We start from the raw sequence: 26,364 nt of genomic DNA, 5'->3' as shown, positions 1-26,364 counted from the left end.
CCGGATGCGCGTACACAGGAGGGAGGGGGATGGAGAGGTAGGGAGGGGGAGGTGCGGGGCGGGACGGCTGGAAGGGGAGCGGTGTGCGTGTGCGCGGCGGAACCCGGGCCGGCTTCGGCTCGGAACGGGGGCAGTAGGTGATCGGCGAGGTGGTGCCGATGGCCGTCGTGATCGCGGTGTCGCCGTTCACGGTGATCCCGGCCGTGTTCATGCAGTTCACCCCCCGGGCACGCCCCACCAGCAGCGCATTCCTCGTCGGATGGGTCATCGGGGTGGCCGTCCCCGCCGTCGGGTGTGCGGTGCTGACCTCCGCGGTGGGGTTCGCCTCCCACGAGCGGCCCTGGACGGCCTGGGCGCGGATCGGACTGGGCCTGTGCCTGGTCGCGCTGGGGATCCGCCAGTGGCTGGTGCGCCACGGCAAGGCGGCCCCGCGGTGGATGCGGCTGCTGAGCGAGGCCGGGCCCGGCAAGGCGTTCCGGCTCGGTGTCCTGCTCGCCCTGGCCAATCCGAAGATCTTCCTGCTGTCGGCGGCGGCCGGGCTCGCCGTCGGCTCCGCCGGTCCGTCGCTCGCGGGAGCGGTGATGGCGCTCGCCGTCTTCACGGCGGTCGCCGCCAGCACCGTCGCCCTGCCGGTGCTGCTGCACACCGTGGCCGGCCCGAAGGCGCTGGGGCCGCTCGCCGTGGTCAAGGAATGGCTGGAGACCCATGCGGCGGCGGTCATGGCCTGGGTGATCGTCGCCATCGGCGTGCTGCTGCTGGTGGAAGGCGTGGCGGGCGTCTGACCCGGCGGCGGGGTCGTCCCTCCCGGTCACCCCGCCCAGTGGACGCCGGTGAGTTCCTCCGACGCCGTCCACAGCCGGGCCGCCGCCTCCGGGTCGCGGGCGGACTCGGCCATCGCGGCCAGGGACGGGGTCCCTTTCAGAGCGCCGAGTCCGATCGGGCCGAAGTACTGGCCGCCGATTGCCACCGGATCGGTGGCGGCGCGGACCACCGGCCAGGCGCCGCGGTCCTTGCCCTGGGCGAGCAGAGCCAGTGGAGCACTGCGCACGGCGGTGAGCGGGCCGGGCTCCCACAGGGGCGGCCTCGCCGGGGTCAGGCCCTGGACGGCCCAGCCCGGGTGTGCGGCCACGCTGCGGACGGTGCTGCCGCTCGCGCGCAGCCGCCGGTCCAGTTCGGCGGCGAACAGCAGGACCGCAAGTTTGGACCTGCCGTAGACGGCCATCGACCGGTAGTGGGTACGGCTCTGCAGGTCGCCGAAGTCCAGGCGGGCCCGAGTGTGGGTGAGGCTGCCGAGTGAGACCACATGGGCGTCCGGGCCGAGGGCGGGGGCGAGCAGGAGGGTCAGCGCGAAGTGCCCCAAGTGATTGGTGCCGAACATGAGCTCGAAGCCCTGCGCGGTTTCGGCGCGCGTCCCGGAGGCGGTGACTCCGGCGTTGTTGACCAGGATGTCCACCGGTCCGGCCGCCGTGAGGTCCGCGGCCGCGCGGCGGACGGAGTCCAGATCCGCGAGGTCGAGCCGCACGTCCGTCGCCGAGGCGCCGGGCACGGCCCTGCGCAGGGCGTCGAGGGCGGTGCGGGTGCGTGCCGTGCTGCGCCCGGCGAGGACGACGTGCGCCCCGGCCCGGGCCAGCTGTTCGGCCACGTGGTAGCCGATTCCTGCGTTGCCCCCGGTGATCACGGCGGTCCGGCCGTACTGTCCGGGCACGTCCTGCGGGTCCCACGTCATCGGTCTGCTCCTTCCGCTGCCCGGTCCGGTAGGGCCGGGTCGGTGTTCGGCCGGCGGTCCCGGGGTCCGTGCCGCACGGAAGCGCCGGCCGGGACGCACACCGTAGGCGGGACACCGGGTCCGCCGTGTCCTCCCATCGGCCGGTCCGACGGTCCGGTCCGACGGTCCGGTCCGACGGTCCGGTCGGGCGGGCGTCGCAGTGACCGGCCTTACGACGTGGCCGCGTCCCCCTGCCGGTAGGAGCCGGGGCCGACGGCCGCCCCGGCCCGCGCCCGCGCTCCCTGTTCGGCGTCCCGCACGCTCAGGGGGCCTCCTCGGCGGGAACCCCGAGGCGGTAGGCGTCCCGTTCGGGGCGCAGGAACAGGGCGGCGAGCAGGCCGGCGAGCGCGAGGAGGGCTGCCGTGAGGAGCCAGGCGCGCTCGTAGCCGACGGCGGCCGCAGGGGCGCCGTCGACGATCCGCCCCAGGACCACCGGGGAAACCACGCCGCCCACGGACGACAGGCCGACGACGACACCGAGCGCCGCACCCCGGCGGTGGGCCGGTGCGATCCGGGCGCAGGCCGTCTGGCCGACCGTCATCATGACCGCGGACAGTGCCATCGGGCCGCACATCATCGGCAGCTTCAGCCACGCCGGACCGGCGACGAACACGCCGACCGCGCAGGCCGCCGCCAGCATCAGCAGGCCCGCCCCCGATCCGGCGGGCAGCCTGCCCGGGCGCCGGCCACCGCGTGCGGTGGCGGCCCGGGCCAGCAGGCCGTGGGTCAGCAGCACGGCCGCGTTGGCGAGCGAACCCGCCGCCACCGCGAGGCTGGTCGCGCCGGCCGACCAGCCCAGGACAGTGTGCAAGTAGTCGGGGACCCAGGTGAGCTGCGCGCTGATCTGCCAGTAGACGGCGAAGCAGGCGAAACCCGCCGCGAGCACGCTCGGAGTGAGCAGGATCCGGCGCAGCGGGGGCCCGGGATCCGCCGTGTCCGGACCGGTCCCGTCGGCAGGCCCGCCGACCGGCGGGGCGAGCGGCCCTTCGCGGCCGCGCACCGCCCACACCACTGCCCATGCGAGCCCGGCCAGCCCCACGGTCCCGAAGGCCCACCGCCACCCCCACACGGCTATGACCCAGGTCAACACGGGTGCGGCCAGGGCAACTCCGGCCGCCGCGCCGACGAGCAGCACGGCCGTGGGCAGGGTGCGGTCCCGCTGCGCGAACCATCCGTACAGGTGGTGCGCGGCCACCGGGGCCGCCGGCCCCTCGGCGGCCCCGAGGAGCACCCGGGTGGCGATCAGCATCCCGAGTCCGGCGGTGGGCCACAGCATCGGGAGTTGGGCCGCCGACCAGGCGAGGGCCATGGCCAGCAGCAGGACGGTGGTGCGGATGCGGCGGGTCAGCAGCGAGACGCCGATCGCAGAGAGGGAGAAGAGCGCGAAGAACGCCGCTTGGGCGGAGCCGAACCGGCTCCTGTCCAGGCCGAGATCGTCCATGATCCGGGGCCCGGCCAGGCCCAGTACGGCCTTGTCCGCGAAGTTGACCACCATGAACAGCAGGAGCAGCCGTGCCGTGGGCCAGGCACCGGGAGCGTGCGTGGCGGGGGCCGTCCGCCCCTTCTGGGCGGCGGGCCTCACCGTACGGTGTCGCCTGCCGCGGTGTCGGCCGCGTCGTCCGCGAGTCCGACGCCGACCCGGCCCGCCACGTGCCCGGCACCCTGTGGGGTGCGGGCCAGTTCGGTCGCCACGTCCGTCCCCTCCACCACCGCGGAGGACTCCGCCGCCGCCCAGGCGAAGATGCCGCGGGCCATGGTCGAGGTCTCGTGCCCGGCCCGGCAGGCATAGACCTCTGCCCGGATCCGGGCGACCTCCTTGTCCCGCGGCGCGGCGAGCGCCGCCGTTTCCGCCAGGTGTGCCGCCAGGCGCAGCCGGCCGGATGCCAGAAGTTCGGCGGCCCTGGCCGCGAGAGCCCTTGCTCCGCCTGCGGCGGCGGCGAACTCGGCCGCCACGTCCGCCTCGGGTGCCGGCTTGAGGTGGGCGGGGTTCTGGTCGTACCAGCCTCCCCACAGGCGCCACAGGTTGCGTACGACGAATTCGGGTTCGTCGTACGCGGGCCGCAGGTAGGGCTTGGCGAGCAGGTCGGCCGGCACCCGTACCCGGCGGACGACCTCGTCGAGGCGCAGGCCCCGGTTCATGAGGTCGCGGGTCTGGTCGCACAAGGTCTGGAGGAGGAGGGCCGTGTCCGTGAGCGCCTCCCGGACCCGTCCCGCCCCGACGATGGGGATGCCGTGGCCGGGCAGCAGGAGTTCGGCCCCGAGGTCGGCCATGTCCCGCAGGGCGGCGGCCCATTCCTCCGGATAGCGCTGCACCTTCTGCGGGTTGCCCGCGTTGGGGGTGTTCCAGATGAACAGGTCGCCGGTGCACAGCACCTTGGACTCGGGCACCCAGACGTAGGTGTGGTCGTCGGTCTCGCCCCGGGCGTGCACGAGTTCGAAGGTGAGGCGCCCCTGCCGCAGGGTGCGACGGCTCCGGTAGGTGGTGTCGGGGTAGCGGTACTCGGTGGGCCAGTCGAGCCACGGGACGCCGAACTGCCTCCGGTTGATCCAGGAGTTGTATCCGTCGGTGCGGCGGTAGCGGTCGAAGCGGGCAGCCACGGCCTCGTGGGCGTGCACTTCCGGGCGGTGTTCCTCGGCGTCGAAGGGGCCGAGTCCGCCGACGTGGTCGACGTGGCCGTGGGTGAGGATCGCCGCGGCCACGCGGTCGGTCGAGAAGTTCCGTACGGCCGCGTGCCGCTGGGCCGCGGACATGACGTCCCCGGCGTCGACGAGGACCAGGCCGTCGCCGGTGTCGAAGACCACCGAGTTGGCGAACCCCGGGCAGAAGCCGACCTCTTCGCGCAGCCGGATCAGCCGGTCCCCGGAGTAGACGCCCGTGAGGTGGTCCTGCAGGTCCGCCGTCCCGTACCAGACGCGGTCGGCGTAGGCGAGGTACTCCGCGGAACGGTCGGGCGGGACCGGGCCGTCGGAGAGCGGCTCGGGGGCGAGGGGTGCGCTCATGGGGCTGTCTCCTTGTTCTTTCCTTGTTCTTTCCCTGCTCTTCGCTCGTGCGCTCGCACGCCGAGTCTCGGCGGCGCGGGACGTGCACGACACCGTCCCGCATCCCACCTGGTGACGCCGGTTAGGGTGACGCGTCACATCACCGGCATCTGGAGGGCACGTGGTCTCCGACGACGCCCGCGCACTCGCCCTGCGGTGCGAAGCACGCGCCAACTCCCTGGCCCGGAAGCTGAGCAGGGAGGTCTTCGACGGAATACCCGGCTACGCGGAGCTGCCGGCGGAGGTCAAGGACGTGGAGATCGCGGCCACCGTCCGGCACGGGGTCCGGCTGTTCCTTCGCGGTGCGGTCTCCCCGCCCGCGGGCCCGGACGGGTACCGGCTCTTCCAGGAGCGCGCCGCCCGACGGGCAGAGGAGGGGGTTCCGCTGCACCTGCTGCTCCGCACGTACGCGCTCGGCGTGCACGGGTTGTGGCAAGTCATCCGGGAGGAGGCCGGGCCGCACGAGAGCGGGGCCGTGGCCGAACTCGTCGATCTGCTGCTGCGCGCCCAGACCGAGGTCGTGGGGCTGGTGACGGAACGCTATCTGGAGGAGCGGGAGGCGCTCGCTTCGGAGCGGGCCGCGGACGGGACCCGGCTGGCGCACCGGCTGCTGGACGGCGGGCTCGGCCCGGAGGACGGGCGGCAGGCGGGCATCGACCTCGACGGCCCGTTCCTCGTACTGGCCCTGGGGACCGGCCCTGCGGCACCGGGCGGCGGTCCCGTCGGGCACCGGCGGCGCTTGCGGGGGCTGCGCACCGCCCTCGGCAGGACGGCGGGCGTCGGGGCGTCCGTACTCCTGGCCGGTGAGCCGGAGGGCGGGGACCTGGCCGGGCGAGCCGTGCTGCCCGGGTGCGGGGAGGTCCCGCCAGGCCTGGCGGGGCTCTTGTCCGAGGGGTACGGGGGGCCTCTGTACGTCGCCGCGGTGCCCGCGCGGGACGCGGCCGGGGTGCCGGAGGCCGCCCGGACCACGGAGGAGATCGTACGGATCGCCCGTGCGGGGGGTCTCCCGGTCGGCCGGGTGCACCGACTGGAGGACGTCCTGCTGGAGTTCCACCTGTCCCGGACCGGCCCCGGCAGCGACAGCATCGCCGGGCTGCTGGATCCGGTCGGGCACCGTCCTGAACTGCTGGCCACCCTGCGCAGCCATCTGGAGCTGAGCCTGGACCGCCGGGCCACGGCGACGGCCCTCGGCGTGCATCCGAACACCGTGGACAAGCGGCTGGCCCGGCTGACCGCCCTGACGGGCCTGGACCTGTCCTCGCCGCGGGGCACCGCGCTGGCGCTCGCCGCCCAGCTGCTCCGCGAGACGAGCCGTCCGGTCGGCGGTGGTGACAGCAGCGGCGGCGGCTGAGCCTCCCGTGTCGGGGAACTGCACGGTCCCGCTCCTCAGGCTTCGACGGCGACGGGCCGCCGGGTGGTGGTGACGGGGTGGCGGGGCCGCACCCGCCCGGGGGTAGTGGCGGGGCTCGTGACGGGTCCGGTGGGGGCGGTGGTCCGGGTGCGGATCACGGCGACGACGGCCAGAACGGCGATCCCGGCGCAGGCGGCGCCGGTGAGGGCGAAGGCGGAGCGCGGCCCGAGGGCTTCGGCGAGCGTGCCGACGAGCGGGGCGCCCGCCGCGGCCGAGCCCAGGGTCACCAGCATCGCCAGTCCGGCCACCCGGCCCTGCAGGGCGGGGCCGACCCCCATCTGGATGGCTGTCGCAGCGGTGGTGGTGAAGCACAGCGCGGCGATTCCGACCGGGACGAGCAGTGCCCCGAAGGCGGCCATCGAGGGGACGAGGGCGGCGCAGGCCTGGAGTGCTCCCACGGCCAGGGCGCAGCCGGCGAGGGTGCGCAGCGGGCAGGTCCGCAGCCTGGAGGCCAGCAGGGCGCCGAGGACGGAACCCACGGCCAGCAGGGCGCTGAGCACTCCGAAGGACTCGGGAGCCGCGCCGAAGCCGTCGGTGGCCAGGGCCGGCAGGAGGACCGGAAGGTTCAGTCCGAACAGGGCCATGAGCCCGCTCAGCACCAGCGTCCACCGCAGGCGCGGGTGGGCGGCGAGGATCCCGAGCGTGCCGCGGGGCCTTACCCGGTCCGCGGCGTGCGGGAGGGGGGTCCGGTCCAGGGCCGCCGTGTGCCGCAGGGCGAGCAGCCCGGTGGCGCAGGCGATGGGGGTGAGGGCGCAGAGCAGGAAGGCCCAGCCGGTGCCCAGGCAGCCGATGACGAGACCGGCGAGGGCGGGCCCGGCGATCCGGGCGAGCTGGAAGTTGGCCGTGGCCAGACCGGTCGCGCGGCGGCGGTGCTCCGGAGCCACCAGTCGCGGGATCAGGGCCTGGCGGGCCGGTCCCTCGACCGCCGTCATCACGCCCAGGGCACCGGCGAGCAGGCACACCGTCCACATGCGGGCGGTGCCGGTCACGACGAGCGCCGTCGTGGCGAGCGCCAGCGCGGCGGCGACCCCGTTGCACAGCATCATCAGCCGCCGGGGCCGGTACCGGTCGGCGATCGCGCCGCCCCACAGCCCCAACAGCAGCGCGGGCAGGCACTGCACGGTCACCACCAGGCCGACGGCCGCCACGCTTCCGGTGAGTTCCAGCACCAGCCAGTCCTGCGCGGTGCGCTGCACCCAGGTGCCGGTGCCCGCGACGGACTGGGAGAGCAGGAAGAGCCGGAAGGCCCTGGAGGCGAGCGGACCGTCCTTTCGGCCGGCCGCGCGCAGCGGGCGTACGGCGCGCCGGAGGACGATGCGGGACAGGGCCGTGCGGGACAGGGCGGTGCGGGACAGGGCCGTGCTGGGCAGGGCGGTGCTGCGCGGGGAGGGGGACATGGCACGTACGCTCCTGGGCGTGGCGTGGGGATGCCGCGGCGTCAGCCGCGAACGCGGCGCGGTCCACCCGGTGCGCCTCCCGCCGTACGTGCCGCGCGGTGTGCGCGGGCACGGTCAGGGCGGGCGGGCTCCGTCCGGTGGGCCTCCTCGACGCTAGGCGCGGCGACCGCTCCCCCGGTTCCTCCCAACGGTCGGTGGGGAGGAGGAGCAGGTCGGTCCGCATCGCGTCCGGGACCCGTACCCGGGAGTCCCACAGCCGACCGGTGGCCTCCGGGACGGACCGAACGGACGACACGGCCGCCACCGCACCGTTCCTATCGTCGTGACGAGCCGGTGTTTCACGGTTTCGCAGCATCCCCCGACGACGATTCGAAGGACGGCCGTCCCATGACCGCCACCACCACGCGTCCGGCGCCGCACCACGCACTGACCGTCGAGCGTCTCGGCACCCATCGGGCGGTCGCGGCCGAAGAGACCTGGCGCCGCCTGGAGCCGCTCTTCCCGCGGGCCGGGATCACGCGGGTGGCCGACGTGACGAAGCTCGACGACATCGGCCTGCCGGTCTGGCAGGCGGTACGGCCGAACGCCGCCAACCTGTCCGTCGCACAGGGCAAGGGATTCACCCACCGCCTGGCCCGCGTATCGGCGGCCATGGAGGCCTACGAGTCCTACGTCTCCGAACAGCCCCGGCCCGACGCGGTCACCGCGTCCGTCGCCGACCTCGCCGACGCCCTCACCTACGACCCGTACCTCCTCGCCCCCTCCGCCGACCGCACGCCGCTGCCCGGTACCCCGCTCGTCTGGTGCCCGGCCGAGGACCTCACCGGCGGCCGGGCGACCTGGCTCCCGGTGGACGCCGTCCGCACCGACCTGCGTGTACGGCCGCACTGGTCCCCCGGCACCTTCGCCGCCGTCACGAGCAACGGCATCGCCGGCGGCAACACCCTCACCGAAGCCACCCTGCACGCCCTCCAGGAGGTCGTCGAGCGCCACGACCTGGCACTCGCCCTCACCGCGGGCGGCTCCTGGGCCGACGCCACCCCGCTGCGCCCCGGCCGCCACGGCGCCGCCGCCACCGTGCTGCGCCACTGCGCCGCGGCGGGCGCAGTGGTGCAGGCCGTGGACCGTACCGGCCCCTGGGGACTGCCGACCTTCGAGGCGCGGCTGTGGTCCCCGAGCGTGCCCTCGTGGTTCTCCGGCTCCGGCACCCACCACGACGCCGACGTCGCCCTGTCCCGGGCCGTCACCGAGGCGGTGCAGTCCCGGCTCACCGCCGTCGCCGGAGCCCGCGACGACCTGCCGTTCATCACGTACGCCCCCGAGGCCGCCGAGCCGCCCGCCCCCGACGCTCCGGACAGCGACTCCTTGATCGCGCGCCACCACGCCCCGCCGCCCCCCGAGCCCTCCGGCCGCGACCTCGACGCGGACCTGGAGGAACTGCTGGGCCGTCTCGCCGCCACCGGGCACCGCGTCCTGCGCGTGGACCTGACCCCGGCGGGCTCCCCGGTGCCGGTCGTCCGGATCGTCGTACCCGGCACCCTCCGCGCGCACAAGGCGGGCAGCTGACGTGACGGCCCCGACCGGCACCCACGCCCGCGCCGCCAGCCGCTGCCGCACCGTCGTCACCGCCGGGCCCACCCTCACGCCCGACGAGGTCCGCTCCCACCTCCCCGCCGCGGAGGTCCGCCCGCCCGTGGCCGCGGACCAGGTCCTGCGCTGGGGGCTGCGGTCCGGCGACCGCCTCCTGATCATCGACGGGCTCTTCCTGCACTCCCGAGCCGTCCGCCACAAGGAACTCCTCGCGCTCCTCGACGGCGGCGTCGAGGTGTACGGAGCCGCCAGCATGGGGGCCCTGCGCGCCGCCGAACTGGCGTCCTTCGGCATGACCGGCATCGGCAGCGTCTTCCGCGCCTACCGCGACCAGGAGGTCACCGGCGACGACGAAGTCGCTCTGCTCCACGCCGGCCCCGAGGACGGCCACCGGGCCCTGAGCTGGGCCCTGGTCGACCTCCGCCACGCCGTCGGCCACGCCCTGCGCACCGGTGTCATCGGGCCCGAGTGCGCCGCGCTCATCGTCGACACCGCCGCGGAGCTGCCCTTCACCGCCCGCGACAGCGCCACCGTCCTCACCGCCGCCCGCGCCCGCGGAGCCGACGCGGACGAGCTGCGGGCCTTCCGCGCCCGGTACTCCCGCAGCGGCCCCCGCATCAAACGCCGCGACGCCGTCACCGCCCTGCGCCGGCTGGCGCTCACCGAGGCGCCGCGAGCCGGGACCGCAGGAGCCGGGGAGACCGCGGCGCGCGGCCGGCTCACCTACCTCGGGGCACCGACCCCCCTGGCCGAGACGGTGTTCCTGCGCTCCTGGCGCAGCACCCCGCTGCCGCAGGGGTTCCCTGCCCGGGCCGACACTCCGGTGGGCAGCGAGCAGGTCCTGGAGGCGTTGGCCCTGACCTGGGACGGCTTCCCGGACGCGCTGCGCGACATCGCCGCCGCCGAGATCCTGGCCGCGCTCCCCCGTACCGACGCCGCCCCGGCGCCGACGGCCGGGGCGGGCTGGCCCGCCCTCTCGGCCGCGCTGACCATGCACCTGGCGGATCTGCGGCTGCCGGCCGACCCGGCGGCGGCGCGGTCGTACGCGGAGCTGCTGCGCCCCGGCGAACGCAAACTGCCCTGGCGGCAGGCAGGCCCCCTGCTGGCGACGCGGCTATGGCGGACCACCTCCCGACTGGACTGGGCCACGTCCGCCGTCGCCGTACTGCGCGACCACCCCGCCTTCGCCGAGACCGCCGCGACCCTGATCCGGTGCGGCACGAACGGCGGCCCGGCGGATTCGGCGGCCGAACGGCAGTGGACGCAGGCCCATTGCGCCCGCCTGCTCGGCGCTTGGAAGGTCACCGGCTCGGCGGAGCTGCTGCCGGCGCTCCGCGCACACGGTTTCCTGGGCCTCGCCGACTTCGTCCGCACCGTACGCGCCCACTTGCCCCTCCTCGCCGATGACGGCCGCGACGCTGCGCGGAGGGAAGGAGCCCCCGCATGAGCGCCGGGAAGGCCGCGCGGCGTCGAGCAGCCTCCGCGGCCCCTGCGCCCGGGGCCTTCTTCGGGCACCCCCGGGGACCGGCCACGCTGTTCCTCACCGAGATGTGGGAGCGGTTCAGCTTCTCTCCACGCTGGTCGGCCACCTCTACGAGAGGTCCGACGATCCGCGGCGCGACGGTGGCTTCACCGTCTTCTCCATGGACATCAACCTCGGCGCCGGGCCGGCACCGTTCGTGATCGGCACCCGGCGAACTCGCCTCCGTCGTCCGCAGGTTCTCGCTGTGGCTGGGCGTCACGGCACTGGGCCACGGGGCGCTGGTGCTGTCCGGGCACATCACCGTGCGCTGGGCACTGATCCCGGCGGGCGTCGATCCGGGTACGAGCCCCGTGGTGGCCGTGGAGGGCGCGCTGGCCTGGGCGGCGGGCCTGGCGATGTACCTCGCGCCCGGCCGGATCCGGCACCTGCTGGGGATGGCGCGCTGAGCCTTCGGGGTGCCTGGCGGGGTGGGCGCGTGTCGTCCCCCTCGTGGTCCGTAAGGACGACAGCGCGACCCGGCTCCGGCTGGTGGACTTGCGGCATCGAGCACGGACACCCCGTCCGTGAACCTGACGAAAGGCCGGACATGACCGTCATCCAGGAGCTCGCCCTCGCCCTCGCCGCCGAGTTCGGTGCCGTCAGCGCCCAAACGTTGTCGGAGTAGCGGACCAAGGGGGCTCACCGCCTCCGGCTCCCGGTACCGGCCCCCGCCGGCACCGGGAGCTTTTTCATGCCCGCTCGAAGCGCCCCGCACGGGGCCACAGGGCGTGCCCGGCCACGAGGACCACAGCGCAGCCGATCAGGCTGTCCCACATCAGCTGGCCGACGAGTTCCGCACCCTCCAGGTTGGCCATGTCGGACAGCAGGAGGACGATCGGGGTGACGGCCGCGGTCTGGGCTCCGTATCCGCGCCCGGACAAGGCCGGCATCAGGGCGCCGAGCAGGACGAGGACGGGCACGTCCCACCAGCCGCGCGGTACGCCGGCGAACACGGCGACGGCCGCCAGGAGGCCCGCGGCGGTGCCGGCGGCCCGCAGCAGGGCGCGGGACACCACCGGGCCGAGGTCCGGTTTGAGGACGAACACCACGGTGACCGGCACCCAGTAGGCCCGCTCGAAGGGCATCAGGACGATCAGGGCCTGCGCCAGCCCCACGCAGAGAGCGAGACGGAGGCCGTAGTTCCAGGGGGCGGCCGAAGAGCAGAACGCGCGCGGACCCCTACGGGGCCCCGGGCGGGCCGCGGACACGGGAGGCCGCTCGGGCGGCCGGCCTGTGCGGACGCCGGCCGGGGCGCAGAGGACCAGGACCAGCAGGCCGCCGCCCGCGATGAGCAGCGGTGGGACCCACCGGGGGCCCGATGCGGGCGGCCCGGCCGCCAGGACCGCGTTCAGCAGGAGCATCAGCCCGCCGAGCGAGGCGGTGCGGCTCAGGGACGAGAGCATCCCGGACACGAGGGCCAGGCCGGTCAGGGCCGCGCAAGCGACCCATCCGTGGCCCTGGACGAGCCCGCCGAGGGCGGCTCCGGTCCCGCCGAGCAGCAGGCAGGCGGTGACGGTGCGCAGCCGGGTCCGGCGGTCGGGTGCGGTGGCGGCCAGGACGCCGAACAGGGCTCCCAGGGAGGCGACGGCACCGTAGTCGGGCCGGTGCGCGGCCAGACCCGCGGCGAGCGGAACCGCCAGGGCGAGGGCGGCGCGGGCGGCGGGCGGGATCGCGGCGCTCCCGCTCCCGCTGCTGCGAGAGCTGGGGCCGGGCCGGGTGCCGGGGCTGTCCATGGTGGCGTCCTCCGACGTCGTACGGGACGGTCGTCGGCCAGCACACCAGTGGTCCGCGCGGTCGCGGGTCATGCCTTCGGTCGATCCGCCGGAGGAAGGCCGGCGACCGGTGCGCCGTGACGGCGCTCCGGCGCCGTTCGCCGGATGCCGCGCGGGCCGGGACCGGCCCGCGCGGCGGGGTCACCGTGCGGGAGTCACTCCGCCGTCGTCACGGGTCGATCTGCACCGTCGCCATCATGCCGGCGTCCTCGTGGTTGAGGATGTGGCAGTGCAGCACGGTCTTGCCCGGGAAGTCGACGAAGCGCGACCGGATCACGATCTTGCCGCGTGCGGGGACGTCCACGGTGTCCTGGAAGCCGTAGTTCACGTCGGGCTTCCCGTTGACGCTCATGACCTGGAAGTCGTTCGTGTGCACGTGGTACGAGTGGACCTCGTCGCTGTCGTTGCGGATCGTCCATTCCTCGACCGTGTTCAGCTTGACCCTGAAATCGATCCGGTTGTGGTCGAACTGCTTGCCGTTGACGTAGAACAGCGTGCCGGCCTTGTTCTCCGTGAACACGACCGTCTTGCGCCCGGCGATCGGCTCCTTCCCCAGGTCGTCCACGGGGGCGAAGGCCGTCGGCAGGGCCGCCTGCTCCACCGGCGGGCCGGAGGTCTCGACGGTCGCGAGGGTCGCCTGCGGGAACTGGTTGCCGGCCTTGCCCGAGTTGTAGGGCTGGGTGATCAGCTCCTTGGTGCCGGCCTGGCCGCCCTGGACGAGGACGTCGTAGCGGGCGCCGGCCGGAATGACGATCGAGTCGAGCGGGAAGACCTTGTTCACCGGGTAGCCGTCCTGCGCCACGACGTGGAACGTGGTGCCGGGCAGCGCGACCTTGTAGAAGATGTTGGCGCCGATGTTGGCGATCCGCCACAGCTGTGTCTCGCCCGGCTTGATGCGGATGCGCGGGTTCAGCTGTCCGTTGACGGTACGGGTCGTCGGTGCGCCCATCTTCAGGTCGGTGGTCTTGATCTGATCGCCGACGAGCTGGAAGTCCTTCAGGGCGATGGAGTGCTCGGTGATCCCGCGCAGCGGCTCCGGCATGTACCGGTCGAGGCCGTCGACGACGATGAGGCCCGCCATACCGCCCGCCGTCTGCGCGGCGGACTGGGTGTGCGGGTGCGGGTGGTACCAATAGGTGCCCGGCTCGAGCGACTTCAGGAACTGGTACTTGAAATCGAAGGTCTTTCCCGGATCGATGGCGAGGAAGATGTTGTCCGAATTCCCGCCCGGCGAGACGTGCATGCCGTGGACGTGGAGATTCGTGACATTGGTGACCTTTTCCGGAAGCCTGTTCTCGAAGGCGATCTCCATGCGGTCGCCGGGCTTCAGGCGCAGGGTCGGCGGCATGTAGAGACCGTTGTACGTCAGCGCCCAGACGTCCTTGCCCGCCAGCCGGACCTTCTTGCGCTCGACCACGATCCGCGTCTTGAGCAGGCCGTTCGTGCTGACCACCTCGGCGGGGTCCCGCAGGTCCTCGGTGGCCGCGCCGGTGATGGCGGGCGACGGGCTGACCGGCGCCGACGTGGCGGCGGACGGGGCCGCCTGGCCGCGGTCCGGCAGGGCCGTACCGCAGCCGGAGGCGAAGGCCAGGGCCGCCAGGAGGGACCCGACCGCGGTCCACCTGCCGAAGGGATATCTGATCATCCGGACACTCCGAGAGAATAAAGAGGAAGAACACAGCCACCGGGGCCGATTCCGCGCCATCATGCCGCGCACGGTCGGAAAAGCCTTCCAACGACCCGCGCTGCGGAAAGAGTTGTCGGAACGGACTGTCGCACCCTCGGGAGAATGCGAGACGGTCGTACGACTTTCATTCCGGCAGCGAGGCCATTGCGGTGCCGGGGTCATTCCGGCGCCGGAGCCATTCCGCCTTTCTCCCCTCCGATCGGATGACAGGTCCGGCGCTCCGCCCGTGGGCTACTCGTGGAACCGGCGGCACCCCGCCACCCGCCACCCGGAAGGCCACCTCCCATGAACAGCCACCCCGACCGCGGCACGGACACTCCCTCCTACGGCGACGGGCCCGTGCTCGACACCGTCGAACGGGCCGTCGCGGAGATCGCCGCCGGCCGCCCCGTGGTCGTGGTCGACGACGAAGACCGCGAGAACGAGGGCGACCTGGTGTTCGCCGCGGTCCACGCCACCCCCGAGCTGATGGCCTTCACCGTCCGGCACACCTCCGGGGTGATCTGCACCCCCATGACCGCGGCGGCCCTCGACGCCCTGCGGCTGCCGCCGATGGCCGCCGTCAACGAGGACCCCAAGGGCACCGCGTACGCCGTTTCCGCCGACGCCCGCGCGGGTATCACGACCGGCATCTCGGCGGCCGACCGGGCCCGGACCGCGCGCCTGCTCGCGGACCCCCGCACCGGCCCCTCCGACCTGACCCGGCCCGGCCACGTCTTCCCGCTGCGCGCGGCCGCAGGCGGGGTCCTGGCCCGCCCCGGGCACACCGAGGCCGCCGTGGACCTGACCCGGCTCGCCGGGCTGCCGCCCGTCGGCGTGATCGCGGAGATCGTCGACGACGACGGCTCCATGGCCCGGTTGCCGCGGCTGCTCGGCTTCGCCCGGAAACACGGGCTGGCGATCATCTCCATCGCCGACCTGATCCGGCACCTGCGGAACGTCGCCTCCCGCGTCGAGCGCGCCGCCACCGTGTGCCTGCCCACTCCGTACGGGACCTTCACCGCGGTCGGCTACCGGGACGCGGCGACTGACTCCGAGTACGTGGCCCTCATCGCGGGCGGGCTCGATGCCGACGGCCGCGTGCCCGACGGCACCGACGTCCCCGTACGCCTCCACTCCGGCTGTCTGACCGGGGACGTCTTCGCCTCCCTGCGCTGCGACTGCGGACCCCAGCTGCACGAGGCCCTGCGGCGCGTCGCGGCGGGCGGCCGCGGCGTGGTGGTCTACCTGGCCGACCACGAGGGGCGGGGCATCGGCCTGGTGCAGAAGCTGCGCGCCTACGCCCTCCAGGAGACCGGGCGGGACACCGTCGACGCCAATCTGGAACTCGGCCTGCCCGCCGACGCGCGGGACTGGACGGCGGCCGCCCGCATCCTCGGTGACCTGGGCGTGCGTTCCTGCCGACTGCTGTCCAACAACCCGGACAAGGCGCGGGCGCTGGCCTCGCTGGGGTTGCTGGTCACGGGCGTGGAGCCGCTGCCGGCGCCGGCCGGCGCCGACAACATCCGCTACCTCGTGACCAAGCGCGACCGCATGGGACACCGCCTGCCCTGGCTGGCCGACGGCAGCGGCCACCCCGCCTGAGGCCCGTCCCGACGGGCGTCAGGTCTCGCGGTCGCAGGCCGCGCAGATCCGGACCCCGCTGATGCGCGGCCACCAGGCCTCGCCGGCCGCACCGGGCCGGTCGCCGGGGGCGGCCGGCATGTCGACGGTGCTGCGCCCGCACAGGGTGAGCGGGCCCGCGCGGAGCCCGCTGTCGTCGGTCTCCGCGGCGTGGACGGTGCCGATGCGGTCCCCTGCGGTCGGGCCGGCCGGGCGGCGCGGCGGCTGCGCCACCACCTCGTAGACGGCCGCGTATCCGTTCACGCCGACCCCCTTCGGAGCTCGGCTCCCGGCCGTGGCAGGGCCCCGGCCATGGCTCGTACGTCGTCCTCCATCCGGCGCAAGTGCATCAGCATGCGAGTCTCGTCCGGGCCTGGGGCCACCGGGCCCTGCGCAGGCGCACCGGCCGTGGGGGCGGGCTCCGGGCCGTCCGCGTGCCCGGCGGCCAGCGCCTCCAGCCGGACCACCACCGTCCGTGCCCGTTCCTCCAGCAGCGGCCGGGCGGGCGAGGCCGACCAGCCGCCGGGTGCGCCGCGGCCGGCCTCCACCGCGAGGACCCGTACGTGGTAGGCGCAGGTCTCCAGCAGCCCCAGCACATAGAGGGAGGTCCGGCGGCGGGCCCGGTGGGGTGCGGCGGGGTGTACCAGCGGAGTGAGCGACCGGGTCAGTTCCTCCACGCGCAGGTCGGCGGTGTGCGCGGCGCGCACCAGCGCGTCCGGGGGGTCCACAGGCGCCGGGGAGGTCAGCCGGCGGACCGTCGCGGTGACCGCGTCGGCGAGCGCGCGCAGGGCGTCGGCGAGCAGGGCGTCGGTACGCCGCCCGGTCGCCCGCGGCAGGACCAGGACGGCGGCCGCCACCCCGCACAGCACCCCGAACACCGTCTCTCCGATTCGGATCAGCAGCAGGTCGTCCGTGTAGGTGCCCAGCAGGTCCGAGAGCAGGGCGATCATCAGGGTGATGAAGAAGGTGGCCGCGGTGTAGGACAGGGCGGCCGTGTAGGCCATGCCGAAGACGCAGAGGAGGGTGAGGGCGAAGGCCGCCCAGGGGTGTCCGGCGAGGGCGGAGGCGACGAACAGCCCGACGAGCGCCCCTGCCAGGGTCCCGGCCACCCTGCGGGAACCCTTGAGCGCGATCTCTCCGGTGGAGGCGGTGTTGAAGAAGACCATCCAGCAGGCGAGCACCGCCCAGTACGCATGGTCGGAGGAGATGAGCTGCCCGCCGACGGTCGCGACGGCGGCGCCGCAGGCCACCTGGACGGCCGCCCGCGTCGTCGGACGCTCCACCCCGTGGCTCTGCGCCTCCGGCTCCGAGCGTGGGGGCTCGGAGGTCTGCGCCGCCGGGGCGGGCCGGGTTCCGGGCGACCACCGGAACGCCTCACGGAGCCCGGCCGCAGCCTGCTCGAAGTCCGTCAGGGCCTGATCGGCAACGGCTACGGCGTCCGCCTCCGCGGTGACCGGGCCGGGCACGTCTGGCTGCGGGAGCGGGCCGGGGGCGGCGGACATCTGCTGTGCGGGATCGGCCTCCGGGCGGGGAGGCCCGCCCCGGGCCAAGACCCCCGGGAGGGCTCTCAACCGGGCCTCCAGGTCCGTCCCTGCCGCCGGAGCGCCTCCGGTGTGCCCGTCGGCGCCGCGCAGGTGCAGCCGGTGGGCGAAGTCCTGCGCGGCCGAGTCCCCGGAGGCCCCGCCGGTCCGCAGCAGCATCACCGCGAGCCGTTCGGCCCGTACGTCCGTCTCGGTCATCCTGGTCCGCACCCGCGCGGCGACCGCCGGGGCGGCGCACGCTTCGACGCTGTCCTGGAGCATCAGCGCGCACGTGTGCAGCCTGCGCAGCCGACGCCGCAGCGTCGTGATCCGGCCCGGCCGGTCGCCGGGGTCCGCGAGCGCCGCCAGCGCCTCGGCCACGTCCGCGAGACAGGCCCGCACGGACCTGCGCAACCGTGCGAAGGACCGGGCGGGCGAAGTCCGCAGCAGGACGAACCGCACCACGGCCCCGCACGCGAAGGCCACCAGCAGCGCCGCCCACAGGCGGGGCAGCTGTTCGTCCGGCAGCCGCACGAACTGCATCACGAAGTACATCTGGAAGGCGTTCATGCCCAGGGCGGTGCCCCGGGGCCCGTAGCGGCGGACGTACACCGTCACGAACAGCAGCACCACGAAGACGGCACCGGACCAGACCGGGTACGGCGCGAGCAGCACGGCCGCCGTGGCCGCCAGCAGCGCTGCGGGCAGCCCGAGCGCGTGGGTGACGGCCTGCTCCCCCTCCTTCGGCCCGGTCAGCACCATGGACCACACCAGCGCGGACGAGCCGGCCGCCACCAGGAAGGGCGTGTCGAAGCCGAGGGCCCACAGGGCGGCGAGGGTCAGGCAGATCGCGCCGACGGTGTGGGCGGCCCCGACCAACCGCACCAGCCCCGGGTCGGTGGCGTCCAGTACGTCCCGGACGGCGCGCAGCGCCCCGCGCAGCGGCGGGAGCGTGCCTCCGTCCGTGTCGGGATCCACCTCCCCAGTGAACCCCGTCCGTGCGGCGGGAGCGCGCGGAACGCCCGGGCAAAGGGACCCCCGGACACAGGGAAAAGGCCGGCGGGTGGCCGGCCTCTGAGCGCAGGTGCGTTCCGAAATGTGCTGTGGGGGTCTACTCACGGTTTGATCACCGCCGGTCCGCATGCCCGGTGAGCGGTTGCCGTCACAGCCGCGCATGCTCCCCATGTCGCGGACGTTCCGGACGCTGTCCTGCTGTCCCTGCTCTTTTGTTGGTCCTGCTCTTCTGTTGGTCCTGCCGTGTGCACGCCTTCGACACTACGGACGCCTCCGGGCCCTGTGACCCTCCGAACGGACGGACGAGGGGACGACCCCGTTCATCCGTTCGACCCCCCGGAGGGCGGCCTCCCGGTCCCCTCCCCCGGGAGCCTTCAGCCCTGCGGTCACCGGTTGCTCCGGCGCGCCGGGTCACCGGTCAGCCGCGCGGGACGATGAGCCCCGCCCTGGCCAGGGAGAGCAGCAGTGCGCTCGCCTGGGTCTGCGGGGCGCCCGCTTCGGCGGCCGCCCGCCGCGCCGTGCGGGTGCCGTCGCACAGCGCGAGCAGGTCCCGCGTGCCGGGGTCGAGCCGGAACGCGCGCACGGGTTCCCGCCACACCCGTTGCAGGGCCACGCTGACCGGGCCGTCCGGGATGTCCGCGGGAGCGTCGGGAGCGGTCACGTCGTGGGCGTACGAGAGGACGAGGACGGTCGCCGGTACGACGACGACGTCCCGGTCCATCCAGCCGCCGCCGCGCTCGCGCCGCTGCCGGACCCCGGTCTTGTGCCAGTAGCGGGCGGCCTCGGACGCGATCTCGTCGCGGCGCAGCCGAAAGCGGTCCAGCTCGAACCGGCCGAACTCGGCGAGTGCTGAGGGGAGTCGGGGGGCGGCGTGTTCCAGGAAGGCCTCCGCCGCCCGCTCCGCTCCGACCGGGTCGTCCGGGTGTGGCAGCCGCACCGTTCCGGTCAAGTAGTCCTCCAGGACGGCTCCGTGTCGTGCCGTCACCTCATTCACGGTGTCCGGCATCGCTTGGGCGACGACCAGACGGTGTTTGGCGGCGACGTCGCGGGACACCCTGCCGTACACCTCGTCGGGGACGCCGGTGAGGAGGGCCAGCTCCTGCTCGCTCAAGCCGAAGCGGGCGCGTACCGCCTCGGGATCGTCACGGAGTTCGGCGGCGGTCAGCAGGGGGCCGGCGAGCAGCGCGGCGAGCGCGTCCATCACGGTCATCGCTCCGCCCTCCCCCGTCCGGGAAGGGCGACCGGTGCTCCCGGCACGCCCGACCCGGCGCCCCATCCGGCGGTTTCCCGGGCGCGGGCGACCTCGGCGGTGATCTCGGAGAAGTCCTCGGGGAAGTCCTGGTCCCGTTCCAGCAGCGTGGCCTTGATCTCGGTGCGCGCGGTCAGTTCGGCCAGCAGCTCCCACACGCGTTCGGGTACGGGGGCGCTGTGGGTGTCCCGGGCCGTGCCGTCGGCCTCCTCGGTGCCGCCGGCGAGGTGCACCTGGACGACGCGTTCGACCGGGATCGTGTCGAGGAAATCGCCGACGTCGTAGTGGTGGTTGCGGGAGTTGATGTCGAGGTTGGTGAGGTCCAGCAGCAGTCCGCACTCGCAGTGCTCCATCACCTCGGCGATGAACTGGGCCTCCGTCAGGGGGTTCGGCAGGTCGATGTGGTAGGTGATGTTCTCCAGGATCAGCGGGACGCCCACCTCGTCCTGGACCCGCTGGGCGCGCCGGGCGACGAGCTGGGCGACGGCACTGCTGCGCGGCAGGGGTGCCAGCGTCCCCACGGAGATGGCGTCGGCCCGGGTGAAGCACAGGTGGTCGCTGAACCAGGGGGCACCGATCTCCTCGACGAGTCCGGCGAGCTCCTCCACGTAGCGCGGGTCGGGGGGTTCGGGTGAGCCCAGGGAGAGTTCCAGGCCGTGCGGGACCAGCGGGTGGCCGCGGCGGAGCTCGCGCAGGGCCTCGCGGGTGTCCGGGGGTGCGAACAGGTAGTGCTCGGTGATGACTTCCAGCCAGTCGATGCCGAAGCCCGACGCGGTGATCCCGTCGGCCAGTTGCCTGCGGTATCCGAGCCCGGAACCGAGGTGCGGCAGGTAAGCGGACATGCTGTCTCCTCCGACGGCGGTCGCGGGTCGGACGGCGTTCGTCGCGGCGTTCCCGCTGTGGTCGTCACCGAGGCTAGGGATCAGTCCGGCCCGCAACCGTCCTGCGATCGGTCGATGCGGGGGAGGCAGCCGCATCGACCGCGGCCGTGCGGGGACGGGGCGAGGGCACGGCGTGGGGGGCGGGGGGGTTCGTCCTGCCGGAGGTCCGATCGCAGGACAGCTCCTGCCCCGCCGGGTTCCTAACGTGGTGGCTGTCGCTGGACGGCGCACCACCCCCGCGCCGCGCTCCGACCCCGCACGGACACCGCCGACGGCGCCCGCCGTGCACCACCGAGCAGGACGAGCCGCAGCGTCCCGGAATCCGGGCCTGCCTCACACGATCGGGAGTTTTCATGAACACCACCGTCACGACCCCCACCCGCACGGCGCGCTCGTTCGGATTCGAGCAGCTGCCGGCTGCGGTCGAGGGCCCCGCAGCCGCGTGCCAGCAGTCGTGTGTCGACTGCCTGCAGGTCACCGCGGACAGCGGCGCGCGGACCCGTCGTACCGAGCGCCCGGTCCGGTCCCACAGCTGACCTCCATCCCCCGGAACACGACACCACCCACGACAGGAGCAACACGATGTCCCTCATCTCCCCCGCACCCGTCCCGGCGCCCGCCTCCGGACCCGCCGCCGAACTGGGCTTCGCCGCGGTGCCCTGGGCCACCCGCCGGCACGCCGACCCGATGATGCGCTGCATCTCCTGCGCCGGTCCGCCGCCGCCCCCGCCGTCCTGCAGCAGCCTGGTCCGGCGCTGAAGGGCTGATGGAACGCGGGAGGCCGGGCCCCACCAGGCCCCGGCCTCCCGTTCTCCGTGCCCGTCTCCGGCCGACACGCGACCGACCGTCCCGAGGAGCCCACCGTGACCACAGCCCCCTCGCCCCCGCGCCCGGCGCCGAGCAGCGTCTCGCCGGCACCGCCGGGTCCACAGGATCCGCCCCCTCCCTACGCCGTCGAGGCTCGCGGCCTGCGCAAGACCTACGGCGACGTCGAGGCCGTGCGCGGCGTGGACCTGAGCGTTCGGCCCGGGGAGATATACGGCTTCCTCGGCCCGAACGGGGCCGGGAAGTCGACGACCATCGGGATGCTGTGCACCCTCGTGGAACCGACCGGCGGGACCGCGACCGTGGCCGGGCGGGACGTCGTACGCGAACGGGACGCGACCCGGTGCCAGATCGGCCTGGTCTTCCAGGAATCCACCCTGGACACGCAGCTGAGCGTGGAGCGCAACCTCCGGTTCCACGCCCGGATGTACGGGATGCCGCGCTCCGCCGTCACCCCTCGCGTCGACCACGTCCTGGACCTGGTGGGACTGACGGAGCGGCGCCGCAGCAAGGTGAAGGAGCTGTCGGGCGGCATGCGGCGGCGCGTGGAGATCGCGCGCGGTCTGCTGCACGCGCCCCGGGTGCTGTTCCTCGACGAACCCACCGTCGGGCTCGACCCGCAGACGCGCCGTCACCTGTGGGACTGCATCCGCGAACTGCGGCGGACCGAGGGAGTCACCGTCTTCATGACCACGCACTACCTCGACGAGGCGGAGGTCTGCGACCGGATCGCCATCATGGACCGGGGGGTCGTCGTGGCCCTGGGCACCCCGGCCGAACTGAAGGCCCGTACCGGAGCCGACGTGGTCCGGTTCACCACCCCGGACCCGGTCACCGCGGTGACGGCCCTGCGCACCCGCTTCGGGCTGTCCGGGCACGCCGAGGGCCCCGGCGGTCGCGGCACGGTCCTCGTCCGGGTACCGGACGGGGCGGCGTTCCTCCCGCGGCTGGCCTGCGGGCTGGGCGTGCCGGTCCGGTCCATGGAGGTGTCCCGGCCGACGCTGGACGACGTGTTCCTCTCCTGGACCTCCCGTCCCGGTGGAGCCGCGGCCGACGAGGACGGGCCCGGCCTCACCGAGCGGGCCGAATGGGCGCGCAGGAGGGGAGCGCGGTGAGCGCCGCCGGGCTGCGGGCGCTGCCGGCGGCCTCTCCCCCGGCCGCGTTCACCCGCCCTCCCGTCACGGGAGCGCCGGCCCAGCTGCGGGCCGTGTGCGTGGTGTGGCACCGGGACCTGCTGCGGCTGATGGCCGAACCGGTCCGGGTGGCCACCGCGCTGCTCCAGCCGCTGCTGTTCCTGTTCGCGCTGGGCGGCGGCCTGGGCTCGCTGACCCGCTCCGCGTACGGGGTTCCGTACCAGACCTTCGTGTACGCGGGCGCGCTCGCGATGCCGGTGGTCTTCGCCTCCATCGGGTCCGCCTCGTCGATCGTGTGGGACCGGGAGTTCGGCTTCCTGAGGGAGATGCTGGTCGCTCCGGTGAGCCGGACGGCGGTGGTGGCGGGCAAATGCCTGGGCGGGATGACCACGGGCCTGTTCCAGGGCACGCTCGTGCTCGCTCTCGCGGGCGCGGTGGGCGTCCCGTACGACCTGCCCCTGATGCTCACCCTGTTCGCGTACATGAGCCTGCTGGCGTTCACCTTCTCGTGCTTCGGGGTGCTGGTGGCGGCCAGGATGCGTTCGGTGCAGTCCTTCATGGCACTGACCCAGATGGTCGTGCAGCCGCTGTTCTTCCTCTCCGGGGCCCTGTTCCCGCTGTCCCGGCTGCCGGGCTGGCTGGCCGTCGCCACCCGCTTCGACCCGCTCACCTACGCGGTGGACCCGATCCGCCGCGCGGTCCTCGGCGCGGTCGGTGCGACGGCCTCCGCCCCCGGGGTGACGTGGGGCGGCTACCTGGTGCCGGTCTGGCTGGAACTCCTGCTGGTCCTCGCGGCCGGCACCTGCATGCTGTGGGCCGCCTCCCGGGCGTTCCGCCGCGGCTGACGGGAGGCTCTGCGTCGTCCCGAGACAGCGCCCCGGCCGGGCAGGCCGGGGCGCTGTCGCGCGGGCGGGTCGGTGCGGGGCTTCCGGATGCGCCGCGGGCGGGGTCGACGGGAACGCGGACCGGGTCCACGGCACCGGGGCGAACGGTCCGAAGGCGCGGCCCTGTCGTCCGATCCGACCGGCAGCGGATGAATCCGGGCCTCCCGAGCAAGGACCGTACGCGTCTCGCGGTCGGAGCGGGCGCGGCCGGAGCGTGGTGTCCATGACGACCTTGCCGCCGGTGACGACCCGGCATCACACGGCCGCCCGCATCGGTGGTCTCGTATGGCTTGCCTCGGCCGTCCAGACCGCGGTGGTCAGTGCGGTGGCCGCCGTGCGGCTGCACTCCCTGGACCTGGCCCGGGACATGGTCTCGACGCTCGGCGCCGCGGACTGCGGGGCCCTGAAGGGGCGGTGGGTGTGCTCGCCGCTGTCCACGGCGGTGAACCTGTCCTGGGCCCTGGCCGGGGTCGGCCTGGGCGCCGGAGTGCTGCTCGTCCGCCCCCTGCTGCGCCCGGGACGCCGCCGCTCGCTGGCCGTCGCCCTGGTGATGTCGGCCGCCGTCGGCACGGTGCTGGTTGCGGCCAACCCCTACGACGTCAGACCGGTGCCCCACTTCGCGGGGGCTTTCGCCGCGCTTCTGTGCGGGAACCTCACCGTGGCCGTACTGGCCCCGCTGCTGTCGGGCACCGGGGCCCTGCCGCGCTGGTGGGGGCGGTGCGGCCGGACGATCGGCTGCCTCGGCCTGGGGGCAGGCGTCTGTTTCGGCACCGGTGTGCACGCGCACGCCTTCCAGGGGGGCTTCGAGCGGATCGCGATCTGGCCGCTGGTCCTGTGGGTCCTCGCCAGCGGCCTCCGCCTGGCCCTCCACGTCGAGCCGAACGCCCGCTCGGGCCCCGCCGCTCGTCGGCGCGTCGTACGCACGGACGACCCGCGGGACGACAGTGGGGGTGAAGGCGGCCGTATCGTCCTGCCCGCCCGCCGATCGGATGACCGGACGGGCGGCGGCCCGTCCCTAGCGTGGTGGTACGGCGGCGAACCGCGCCGCCCTACGGAAGGACGTCCCATGCCCACCTCGCACGTGGAACCGCCCCGTCTGCTCATGCCCGCTCACTCGGCCCCCGAAGTGAGCGCCGACCTCGCCGAGGAGCGCGACTGGATCCCGCCGCTCGTGGCCCCGGCCGCCGTAGCCCGGTGAAACGCCCGGGGCGGGCCGCCCGGCCCGCCCCGCGGCCCTTCCCACCCTCTCTCCCCCACCCTGCGAGGTGAATCGCATGCAGCGCACCTACACCGACATCGACCGGCTCCTCGGCACCGACCCCCGGTTCGGCTCCGCCGATGCCATCGCGGACCGCAACACCGCCCGGTTCCGCGTCGGTCTTCGGCTCCTCGGCCGCCACCACCCTTCCCACGCGGCCGAGTTCCGCCGCGTCGAGCGGCTCCCTGACGAGGCCCTGCGCCGTGTGCTCTTCGACCCGGTGCTCCGCAACGCCTTCGAACGCGACCTCAACCTGCTCTCCGTACGACCGGAGGATCCCAGCACGTTGGCCCTGATGTTGCGTCAGTCTGCCGTGGGGGAAGGTGGGTTGGGGCCGTGCGAGGCGCTCATGGATCCGCACCACCAGCCCTGGGCCGACCTCGGGCCGGCCTGGACGTGGACCTCCACCCTCCCCGAAGAGGCCCATCCCCTGCTGACGGCCCTCGGGCGACGCCGCGACGACGTGTTCGCCGAGATGGGCGCGGACCGCAGGGTGGTGCCCGGCGCCGAGACCCTGACGGCGCTGGCGCGGGGCGCCCGGCTGCTGGCCGAGCTGCTCCCGCACAGCGGAGCCGGGGCGTTGCGCCACGTCTCGCTCGTCGGCTTCGCCGAAGGCGAGGACGAGGACGGCAGTGTGCACTCGTTCGCCTGCGGCGACCGGCTGCCGTCCGCGCTGTTCCTCTCCCCGCAGGCGCTGAGCGACCCGTGGAAGGTGGCCGAGCTGCTCTTCCACGAATCGCTGCACCTGAAGATGTTCGACATCATGCGCACCGGTGCGCTGGTCGGCGACATCGGCCGGATGACCGGCGTCCCGCCCTGGCGGGTGGTCGACTGGAACCTCCGCCGTGTGTACAGCTCGCTGCACGTCTACGGTCACATGGTGCTGTTCTTCGCGGCCGCCGCCGACGCCCCGGCCGACCTGCGCCGCCGCTACGGCGAGCCGCCCGCGCCGGATTCCGTCGGCATGGTGACGCCCGGCAGCGCGGCCGCCGCCGACGGCACGTACACCTCCAGCGAGGAACGCACCCGCTACCTGGCGCACCAGGCGCTGGAGGCCCACGCCGACGCGCTGACCCCCGACGGACGCGCCCTGGTCACCTGGATGCTGGACGCCCTGGAACCACTTCTCCCGGGTGCGGCACGGCACCCGGCCGCCGGCCCGTCGGCTGCGACGCCGCCGGCCGCGCCGACCGCGCGGGAGTCCGCCCCCGACGCCCCCGACGCCGCCGGATACCGGCAGTGCCTGCCTGTGACGGTGCTCCCGCTCGCGGAACAGGGCATGCTGCTGGCGGCCGCGCCGGGCACGAACCGGATGCACTGGCTCAACTCCCGCGCCTGGCTGGTCTACTCCCTCTGCGACGGCCGGGACCTGGCCGGGCTGGAACGGGAGTACCACCGGGCCCTCCCCGGCGACCCGGACGGGCCTGCCGCAGCTCTCGCCGTCCTCCAGCAGGTCGGTCTGGTCGACGCCGTCCACGGCCGGGCGGCCGAGCACGGGGAAGCGATCCCGGAAGGGGCACTGCGATGAACTGTCTGACCTGTCGTACCGAAGCCGGCCACACCCACCCCGCCGAGGGCGTGTGCCGTTCGTGCGGGGCCGCCGTGTGCGGGGACCACCTGCGGATCGTCCGGCAGGAGCGGACCGTGCCCATGGGGCTCGGCACGAGCCGCGTCCGTACGGTGGCGGCCGTCCACTGCACCGGCTGCCGCCACTGAACGATTCCTCATTTCTGGGGCAAAGGGGAGGGGGGCCGGGGGTTCCAAAGAACACGGGGAACTCCGGTTTTTCCCAGAAACCCCTTTCCCCAAGACCCA

General features: G+C 74.3%; 23 protein-coding genes. 13 read left to right on the top strand and 10 right to left on the bottom strand.

The genetic code is table 11. The annotated features are described in order from the left end of the window. The first annotated feature begins 158 nt into the window (after nucleotides 1-158). Nucleotides 159-782 (top strand): GAP family protein, encoded by a 624-nt coding sequence (locus ACFRU2_RS04445; protein ID WP_382967436.1) that lies wholly within the window; start codon nucleotides 159-161, stop codon nucleotides 780-782. A 26-nt stretch (nucleotides 783-808) separates the two neighbouring features. On the opposite strand, the gene ACFRU2_RS04440 is transcribed toward ACFRU2_RS04445, so the two are convergent. The 3 genes from ACFRU2_RS04440 to ACFRU2_RS04430 all read right to left on the bottom strand — a co-directional run bounded on the left by ACFRU2_RS04440 (nucleotide 809) and on the right by ACFRU2_RS04430 (nucleotide 4,765). Then, nucleotides 809-1,726 carry an oxidoreductase gene (locus ACFRU2_RS04440; protein WP_382967434.1) on the bottom strand — a complete coding sequence of 306 codons (918 nt, stop codon included), beginning with the start codon at nucleotides 1,724-1,726 and terminating at the stop codon, nucleotides 809-811. 301 nt (nucleotides 1,727-2,027) lie between these two features. Beyond that, nucleotides 2,028-3,347 (bottom strand): MFS transporter, encoded by a 1,320-nt coding sequence (locus tag ACFRU2_RS04435; RefSeq protein ID WP_382967432.1) that lies wholly within the window; start codon nucleotides 3,345-3,347, stop codon nucleotides 2,028-2,030. Further along, nucleotides 3,344-4,765 carry an alkyl sulfatase dimerization domain-containing protein gene (locus tag ACFRU2_RS04430; protein WP_382967430.1) on the bottom strand — a complete coding sequence of 474 codons (1,422 nt, stop codon included), beginning with the start codon at nucleotides 4,763-4,765 and terminating at the stop codon, nucleotides 3,344-3,346. Before ACFRU2_RS04430 ends, ACFRU2_RS04435 begins: the two co-directional genes overlap by 4 nt. A gap of 160 nt (nucleotides 4,766-4,925) precedes the next feature. Between ACFRU2_RS04430 and ACFRU2_RS04425 the strand changes: the two genes are divergently transcribed. Continuing rightward, nucleotides 4,926-6,155, top strand: coding sequence for a PucR family transcriptional regulator (locus ACFRU2_RS04425; protein WP_382967428.1), 1,230 nt, complete (start codon nucleotides 4,926-4,928; stop codon nucleotides 6,153-6,155). 35 nt (nucleotides 6,156-6,190) lie between these two features. Here ACFRU2_RS04425 and ACFRU2_RS04420 read toward each other — a convergent pair whose 3' ends face one another. Continuing rightward, entirely contained in the window at nucleotides 6,191-7,612 is a 1,422-nt protein-coding gene (locus tag ACFRU2_RS04420) for an MFS transporter (protein WP_382967426.1), read from the bottom strand. Between the two features lie 387 nt (nucleotides 7,613-7,999). On the opposite strand from ACFRU2_RS04420, the gene ACFRU2_RS04415 reads away from it, so the two are divergent. The 3 genes from ACFRU2_RS04415 to ACFRU2_RS04405 all read left to right on the top strand — a co-directional run bounded on the left by ACFRU2_RS04415 (nucleotide 8,000) and on the right by ACFRU2_RS04405 (nucleotide 11,131). Continuing rightward, a complete protein-coding gene (locus ACFRU2_RS04415) occupies nucleotides 8,000-9,178 on the top strand; it encodes a YcaO-like family protein (RefSeq protein ID WP_382967424.1) in 1,179 nt (392 codons plus the stop codon). A 1-nt stretch (nucleotide 9,179) separates the two neighbouring features. After that, complete coding sequence (locus ACFRU2_RS04410; RefSeq protein WP_382967422.1) at nucleotides 9,180-10,649, top strand: TfuA-like protein; 1,470 nt, start codon at nucleotides 9,180-9,182, stop codon at nucleotides 10,647-10,649. A 317-nt stretch (nucleotides 10,650-10,966) separates the two neighbouring features. Continuing rightward, entirely contained in the window at nucleotides 10,967-11,131 is a 165-nt protein-coding gene (locus ACFRU2_RS04405) for a hypothetical protein (RefSeq protein WP_382967856.1), read from the top strand. A gap of 282 nt (nucleotides 11,132-11,413) precedes the next feature. On the opposite strand, the gene ACFRU2_RS04400 is transcribed toward ACFRU2_RS04405, so the two are convergent. Both ACFRU2_RS04400 and ACFRU2_RS04395 read right to left on the bottom strand, forming a co-directional pair. After that, on the bottom strand, nucleotides 11,414-12,457 hold the full coding sequence (locus ACFRU2_RS04400; RefSeq protein WP_382967420.1) for an FUSC family protein: 1,044 nt from the start codon (nucleotides 12,455-12,457) through the stop codon (nucleotides 11,414-11,416). Nucleotides 12,458-12,665: 208 nt separating this feature from the next. Then, nucleotides 12,666-14,141 carry a multicopper oxidase family protein gene (locus ACFRU2_RS04395; protein WP_382967418.1) on the bottom strand — a complete coding sequence of 492 codons (1,476 nt, stop codon included), beginning with the start codon at nucleotides 14,139-14,141 and terminating at the stop codon, nucleotides 12,666-12,668. A gap of 327 nt (nucleotides 14,142-14,468) precedes the next feature. Between ACFRU2_RS04395 and ACFRU2_RS04390 the strand changes: the two genes are divergently transcribed. After that, nucleotides 14,469-15,767 carry a bifunctional 3,4-dihydroxy-2-butanone-4-phosphate synthase/GTP cyclohydrolase II gene (locus ACFRU2_RS04390; protein WP_382967416.1) on the top strand — a complete coding sequence of 433 codons (1,299 nt, stop codon included), beginning with the start codon at nucleotides 14,469-14,471 and terminating at the stop codon, nucleotides 15,765-15,767. Nucleotides 15,768-15,785: 18 nt separating this feature from the next. Here the strand turns inward: ACFRU2_RS04390 and ACFRU2_RS04385 are convergent, their stop codons facing one another. From ACFRU2_RS04385 to ACFRU2_RS04370, 4 genes are all read right to left on the bottom strand, one after another. Continuing rightward, complete coding sequence (locus ACFRU2_RS04385; RefSeq protein WP_382967414.1) at nucleotides 15,786-16,049, bottom strand: hypothetical protein; 264 nt, start codon at nucleotides 16,047-16,049, stop codon at nucleotides 15,786-15,788. After that, nucleotides 16,046-18,283, bottom strand: coding sequence for an FUSC family protein (locus ACFRU2_RS04380; RefSeq protein WP_382967412.1), 2,238 nt, complete (start codon nucleotides 18,281-18,283; stop codon nucleotides 16,046-16,048). Before ACFRU2_RS04380 ends, ACFRU2_RS04385 begins: the two co-directional genes overlap by 4 nt. A gap of 454 nt (nucleotides 18,284-18,737) precedes the next feature. Next, entirely contained in the window at nucleotides 18,738-19,529 is a 792-nt protein-coding gene (locus tag ACFRU2_RS04375) for a hypothetical protein (protein WP_382967410.1), read from the bottom strand. Continuing rightward, nucleotides 19,526-20,410: a DUF692 family multinuclear iron-containing protein gene (locus ACFRU2_RS04370; protein WP_382967408.1), complete on the bottom strand. Its 885-nt coding sequence runs from the start codon at nucleotides 20,408-20,410 to the stop codon at nucleotides 19,526-19,528. Before ACFRU2_RS04370 ends, ACFRU2_RS04375 begins: the two co-directional genes overlap by 4 nt. A 392-nt stretch (nucleotides 20,411-20,802) precedes the next feature. On the opposite strand from ACFRU2_RS04370, the gene ACFRU2_RS04365 reads away from it, so the two are divergent. The 7 genes from ACFRU2_RS04365 (at nucleotide 20,803) to ACFRU2_RS04335 (ending at nucleotide 26,265) form a co-directional block, all read left to right on the top strand. Further along, nucleotides 20,803-20,985, top strand: a complete 183-nt coding sequence (locus ACFRU2_RS04365; protein WP_382967406.1) for a hypothetical protein — start codon at nucleotides 20,803-20,805, stop codon at nucleotides 20,983-20,985. A 46-nt stretch (nucleotides 20,986-21,031) separates the two neighbouring features. Continuing rightward, nucleotides 21,032-21,208 (top strand): hypothetical protein, encoded by a 177-nt coding sequence (locus ACFRU2_RS04360; RefSeq protein ID WP_382967404.1) that lies wholly within the window; start codon nucleotides 21,032-21,034, stop codon nucleotides 21,206-21,208. A 104-nt stretch (nucleotides 21,209-21,312) separates the two neighbouring features. Next, entirely contained in the window at nucleotides 21,313-22,389 is a 1,077-nt protein-coding gene (locus tag ACFRU2_RS04355; RefSeq protein WP_382967402.1) for an ATP-binding cassette domain-containing protein, read from the top strand. After that, entirely contained in the window at nucleotides 22,386-23,252 is an 867-nt protein-coding gene (locus ACFRU2_RS04350; protein ID WP_382967400.1) for an ABC transporter permease, read from the top strand. Before ACFRU2_RS04355 ends, ACFRU2_RS04350 begins: the two co-directional genes overlap by 4 nt. Nucleotides 23,253-23,514: 262 nt before the next feature. Beyond that, nucleotides 23,515-24,489 (top strand): hypothetical protein, encoded by a 975-nt coding sequence (locus tag ACFRU2_RS04345; RefSeq protein ID WP_382967398.1) that lies wholly within the window; start codon nucleotides 23,515-23,517, stop codon nucleotides 24,487-24,489. Between the two features lie 76 nt (nucleotides 24,490-24,565). After that, a complete protein-coding gene (locus ACFRU2_RS04340; RefSeq protein WP_382967396.1) occupies nucleotides 24,566-26,077 on the top strand; it encodes an aKG-HExxH-type peptide beta-hydroxylase in 1,512 nt (503 codons plus the stop codon). Beyond that, on the top strand, nucleotides 26,074-26,265 hold the full coding sequence (locus ACFRU2_RS04335; RefSeq protein WP_382967394.1) for a hypothetical protein: 192 nt from the start codon (nucleotides 26,074-26,076) through the stop codon (nucleotides 26,263-26,265). The genes ACFRU2_RS04340 and ACFRU2_RS04335 overlap by 4 nt, the downstream gene beginning before the upstream one ends. Nucleotides 26,266-26,364 lie beyond the last annotated feature (99 nt).

The sequence above is a fragment of the Streptomyces sp. NPDC056883 genome, from assembly GCF_042788835.1.
GTDB lineage: Bacteria > Actinomycetota > Actinomycetes > Streptomycetales > Streptomycetaceae > Streptomyces > Streptomyces stoeckheimensis.
The sequence above is the reverse complement of the archived record's forward strand: the minus strand, read 5'-3'. Positions and strand labels throughout refer to the sequence as shown.

What these genes read in the sequence shown, in the direction of transcription:
- ACFRU2_RS04445 (WP_382967436.1), top strand. Translation starts at nt 159, where the DNA reads ATGGCCGTCGTGATCGCGGTGTCGCCGTTCACGGTGATCCCGGCCGTG.
- ACFRU2_RS04440 (WP_382967434.1), bottom strand. Translation starts at nt 1,726, where the DNA reads ATGACGTGGGACCCGCAGGACGTGCCCGGACAGTACGGCCGGACCGCC.
- ACFRU2_RS04430 (WP_382967430.1), bottom strand. Translation starts at nt 4,765, where the DNA reads ATGAGCGCACCCCTCGCCCCCGAGCCGCTCTCCGACGGCCCGGTCCCG.
- ACFRU2_RS04420 (WP_382967426.1), bottom strand. Translation starts at nt 7,612, where the DNA reads ATGTCCCCCTCCCCGCGCAGCACCGCCCTGCCCAGCACGGCCCTGTCC.
- ACFRU2_RS04415 (WP_382967424.1), top strand. Translation starts at nt 8,000, where the DNA reads ATGACCGCCACCACCACGCGTCCGGCGCCGCACCACGCACTGACCGTC.
- ACFRU2_RS04400 (WP_382967420.1), bottom strand. Translation starts at nt 12,457, where the DNA reads ATGGACAGCCCCGGCACCCGGCCCGGCCCCAGCTCTCGCAGCAGCGGG.
- ACFRU2_RS04395 (WP_382967418.1), bottom strand. Translation starts at nt 14,141, where the DNA reads ATGATCAGATATCCCTTCGGCAGGTGGACCGCGGTCGGGTCCCTCCTG.
- ACFRU2_RS04390 (WP_382967416.1), top strand. Translation starts at nt 14,469, where the DNA reads ATGAACAGCCACCCCGACCGCGGCACGGACACTCCCTCCTACGGCGAC.
- ACFRU2_RS04375 (WP_382967410.1), bottom strand. Translation starts at nt 19,529, where the DNA reads ATGACCGTGATGGACGCGCTCGCCGCGCTGCTCGCCGGCCCCCTGCTG.
- ACFRU2_RS04370 (WP_382967408.1), bottom strand. Translation starts at nt 20,410, where the DNA reads ATGTCCGCTTACCTGCCGCACCTCGGTTCCGGGCTCGGATACCGCAGG.
- ACFRU2_RS04365 (WP_382967406.1), top strand. Translation starts at nt 20,803, where the DNA reads ATGAACACCACCGTCACGACCCCCACCCGCACGGCGCGCTCGTTCGGA.
- ACFRU2_RS04360 (WP_382967404.1), top strand. Translation starts at nt 21,032, where the DNA reads ATGTCCCTCATCTCCCCCGCACCCGTCCCGGCGCCCGCCTCCGGACCC.
- ACFRU2_RS04345 (WP_382967398.1), top strand. Translation starts at nt 23,515, where the DNA reads ATGACGACCTTGCCGCCGGTGACGACCCGGCATCACACGGCCGCCCGC.
- ACFRU2_RS04340 (WP_382967396.1), top strand. Translation starts at nt 24,566, where the DNA reads ATGCAGCGCACCTACACCGACATCGACCGGCTCCTCGGCACCGACCCC.
- ACFRU2_RS04335 (WP_382967394.1), top strand. Translation starts at nt 26,074, where the DNA reads ATGAACTGTCTGACCTGTCGTACCGAAGCCGGCCACACCCACCCCGCC.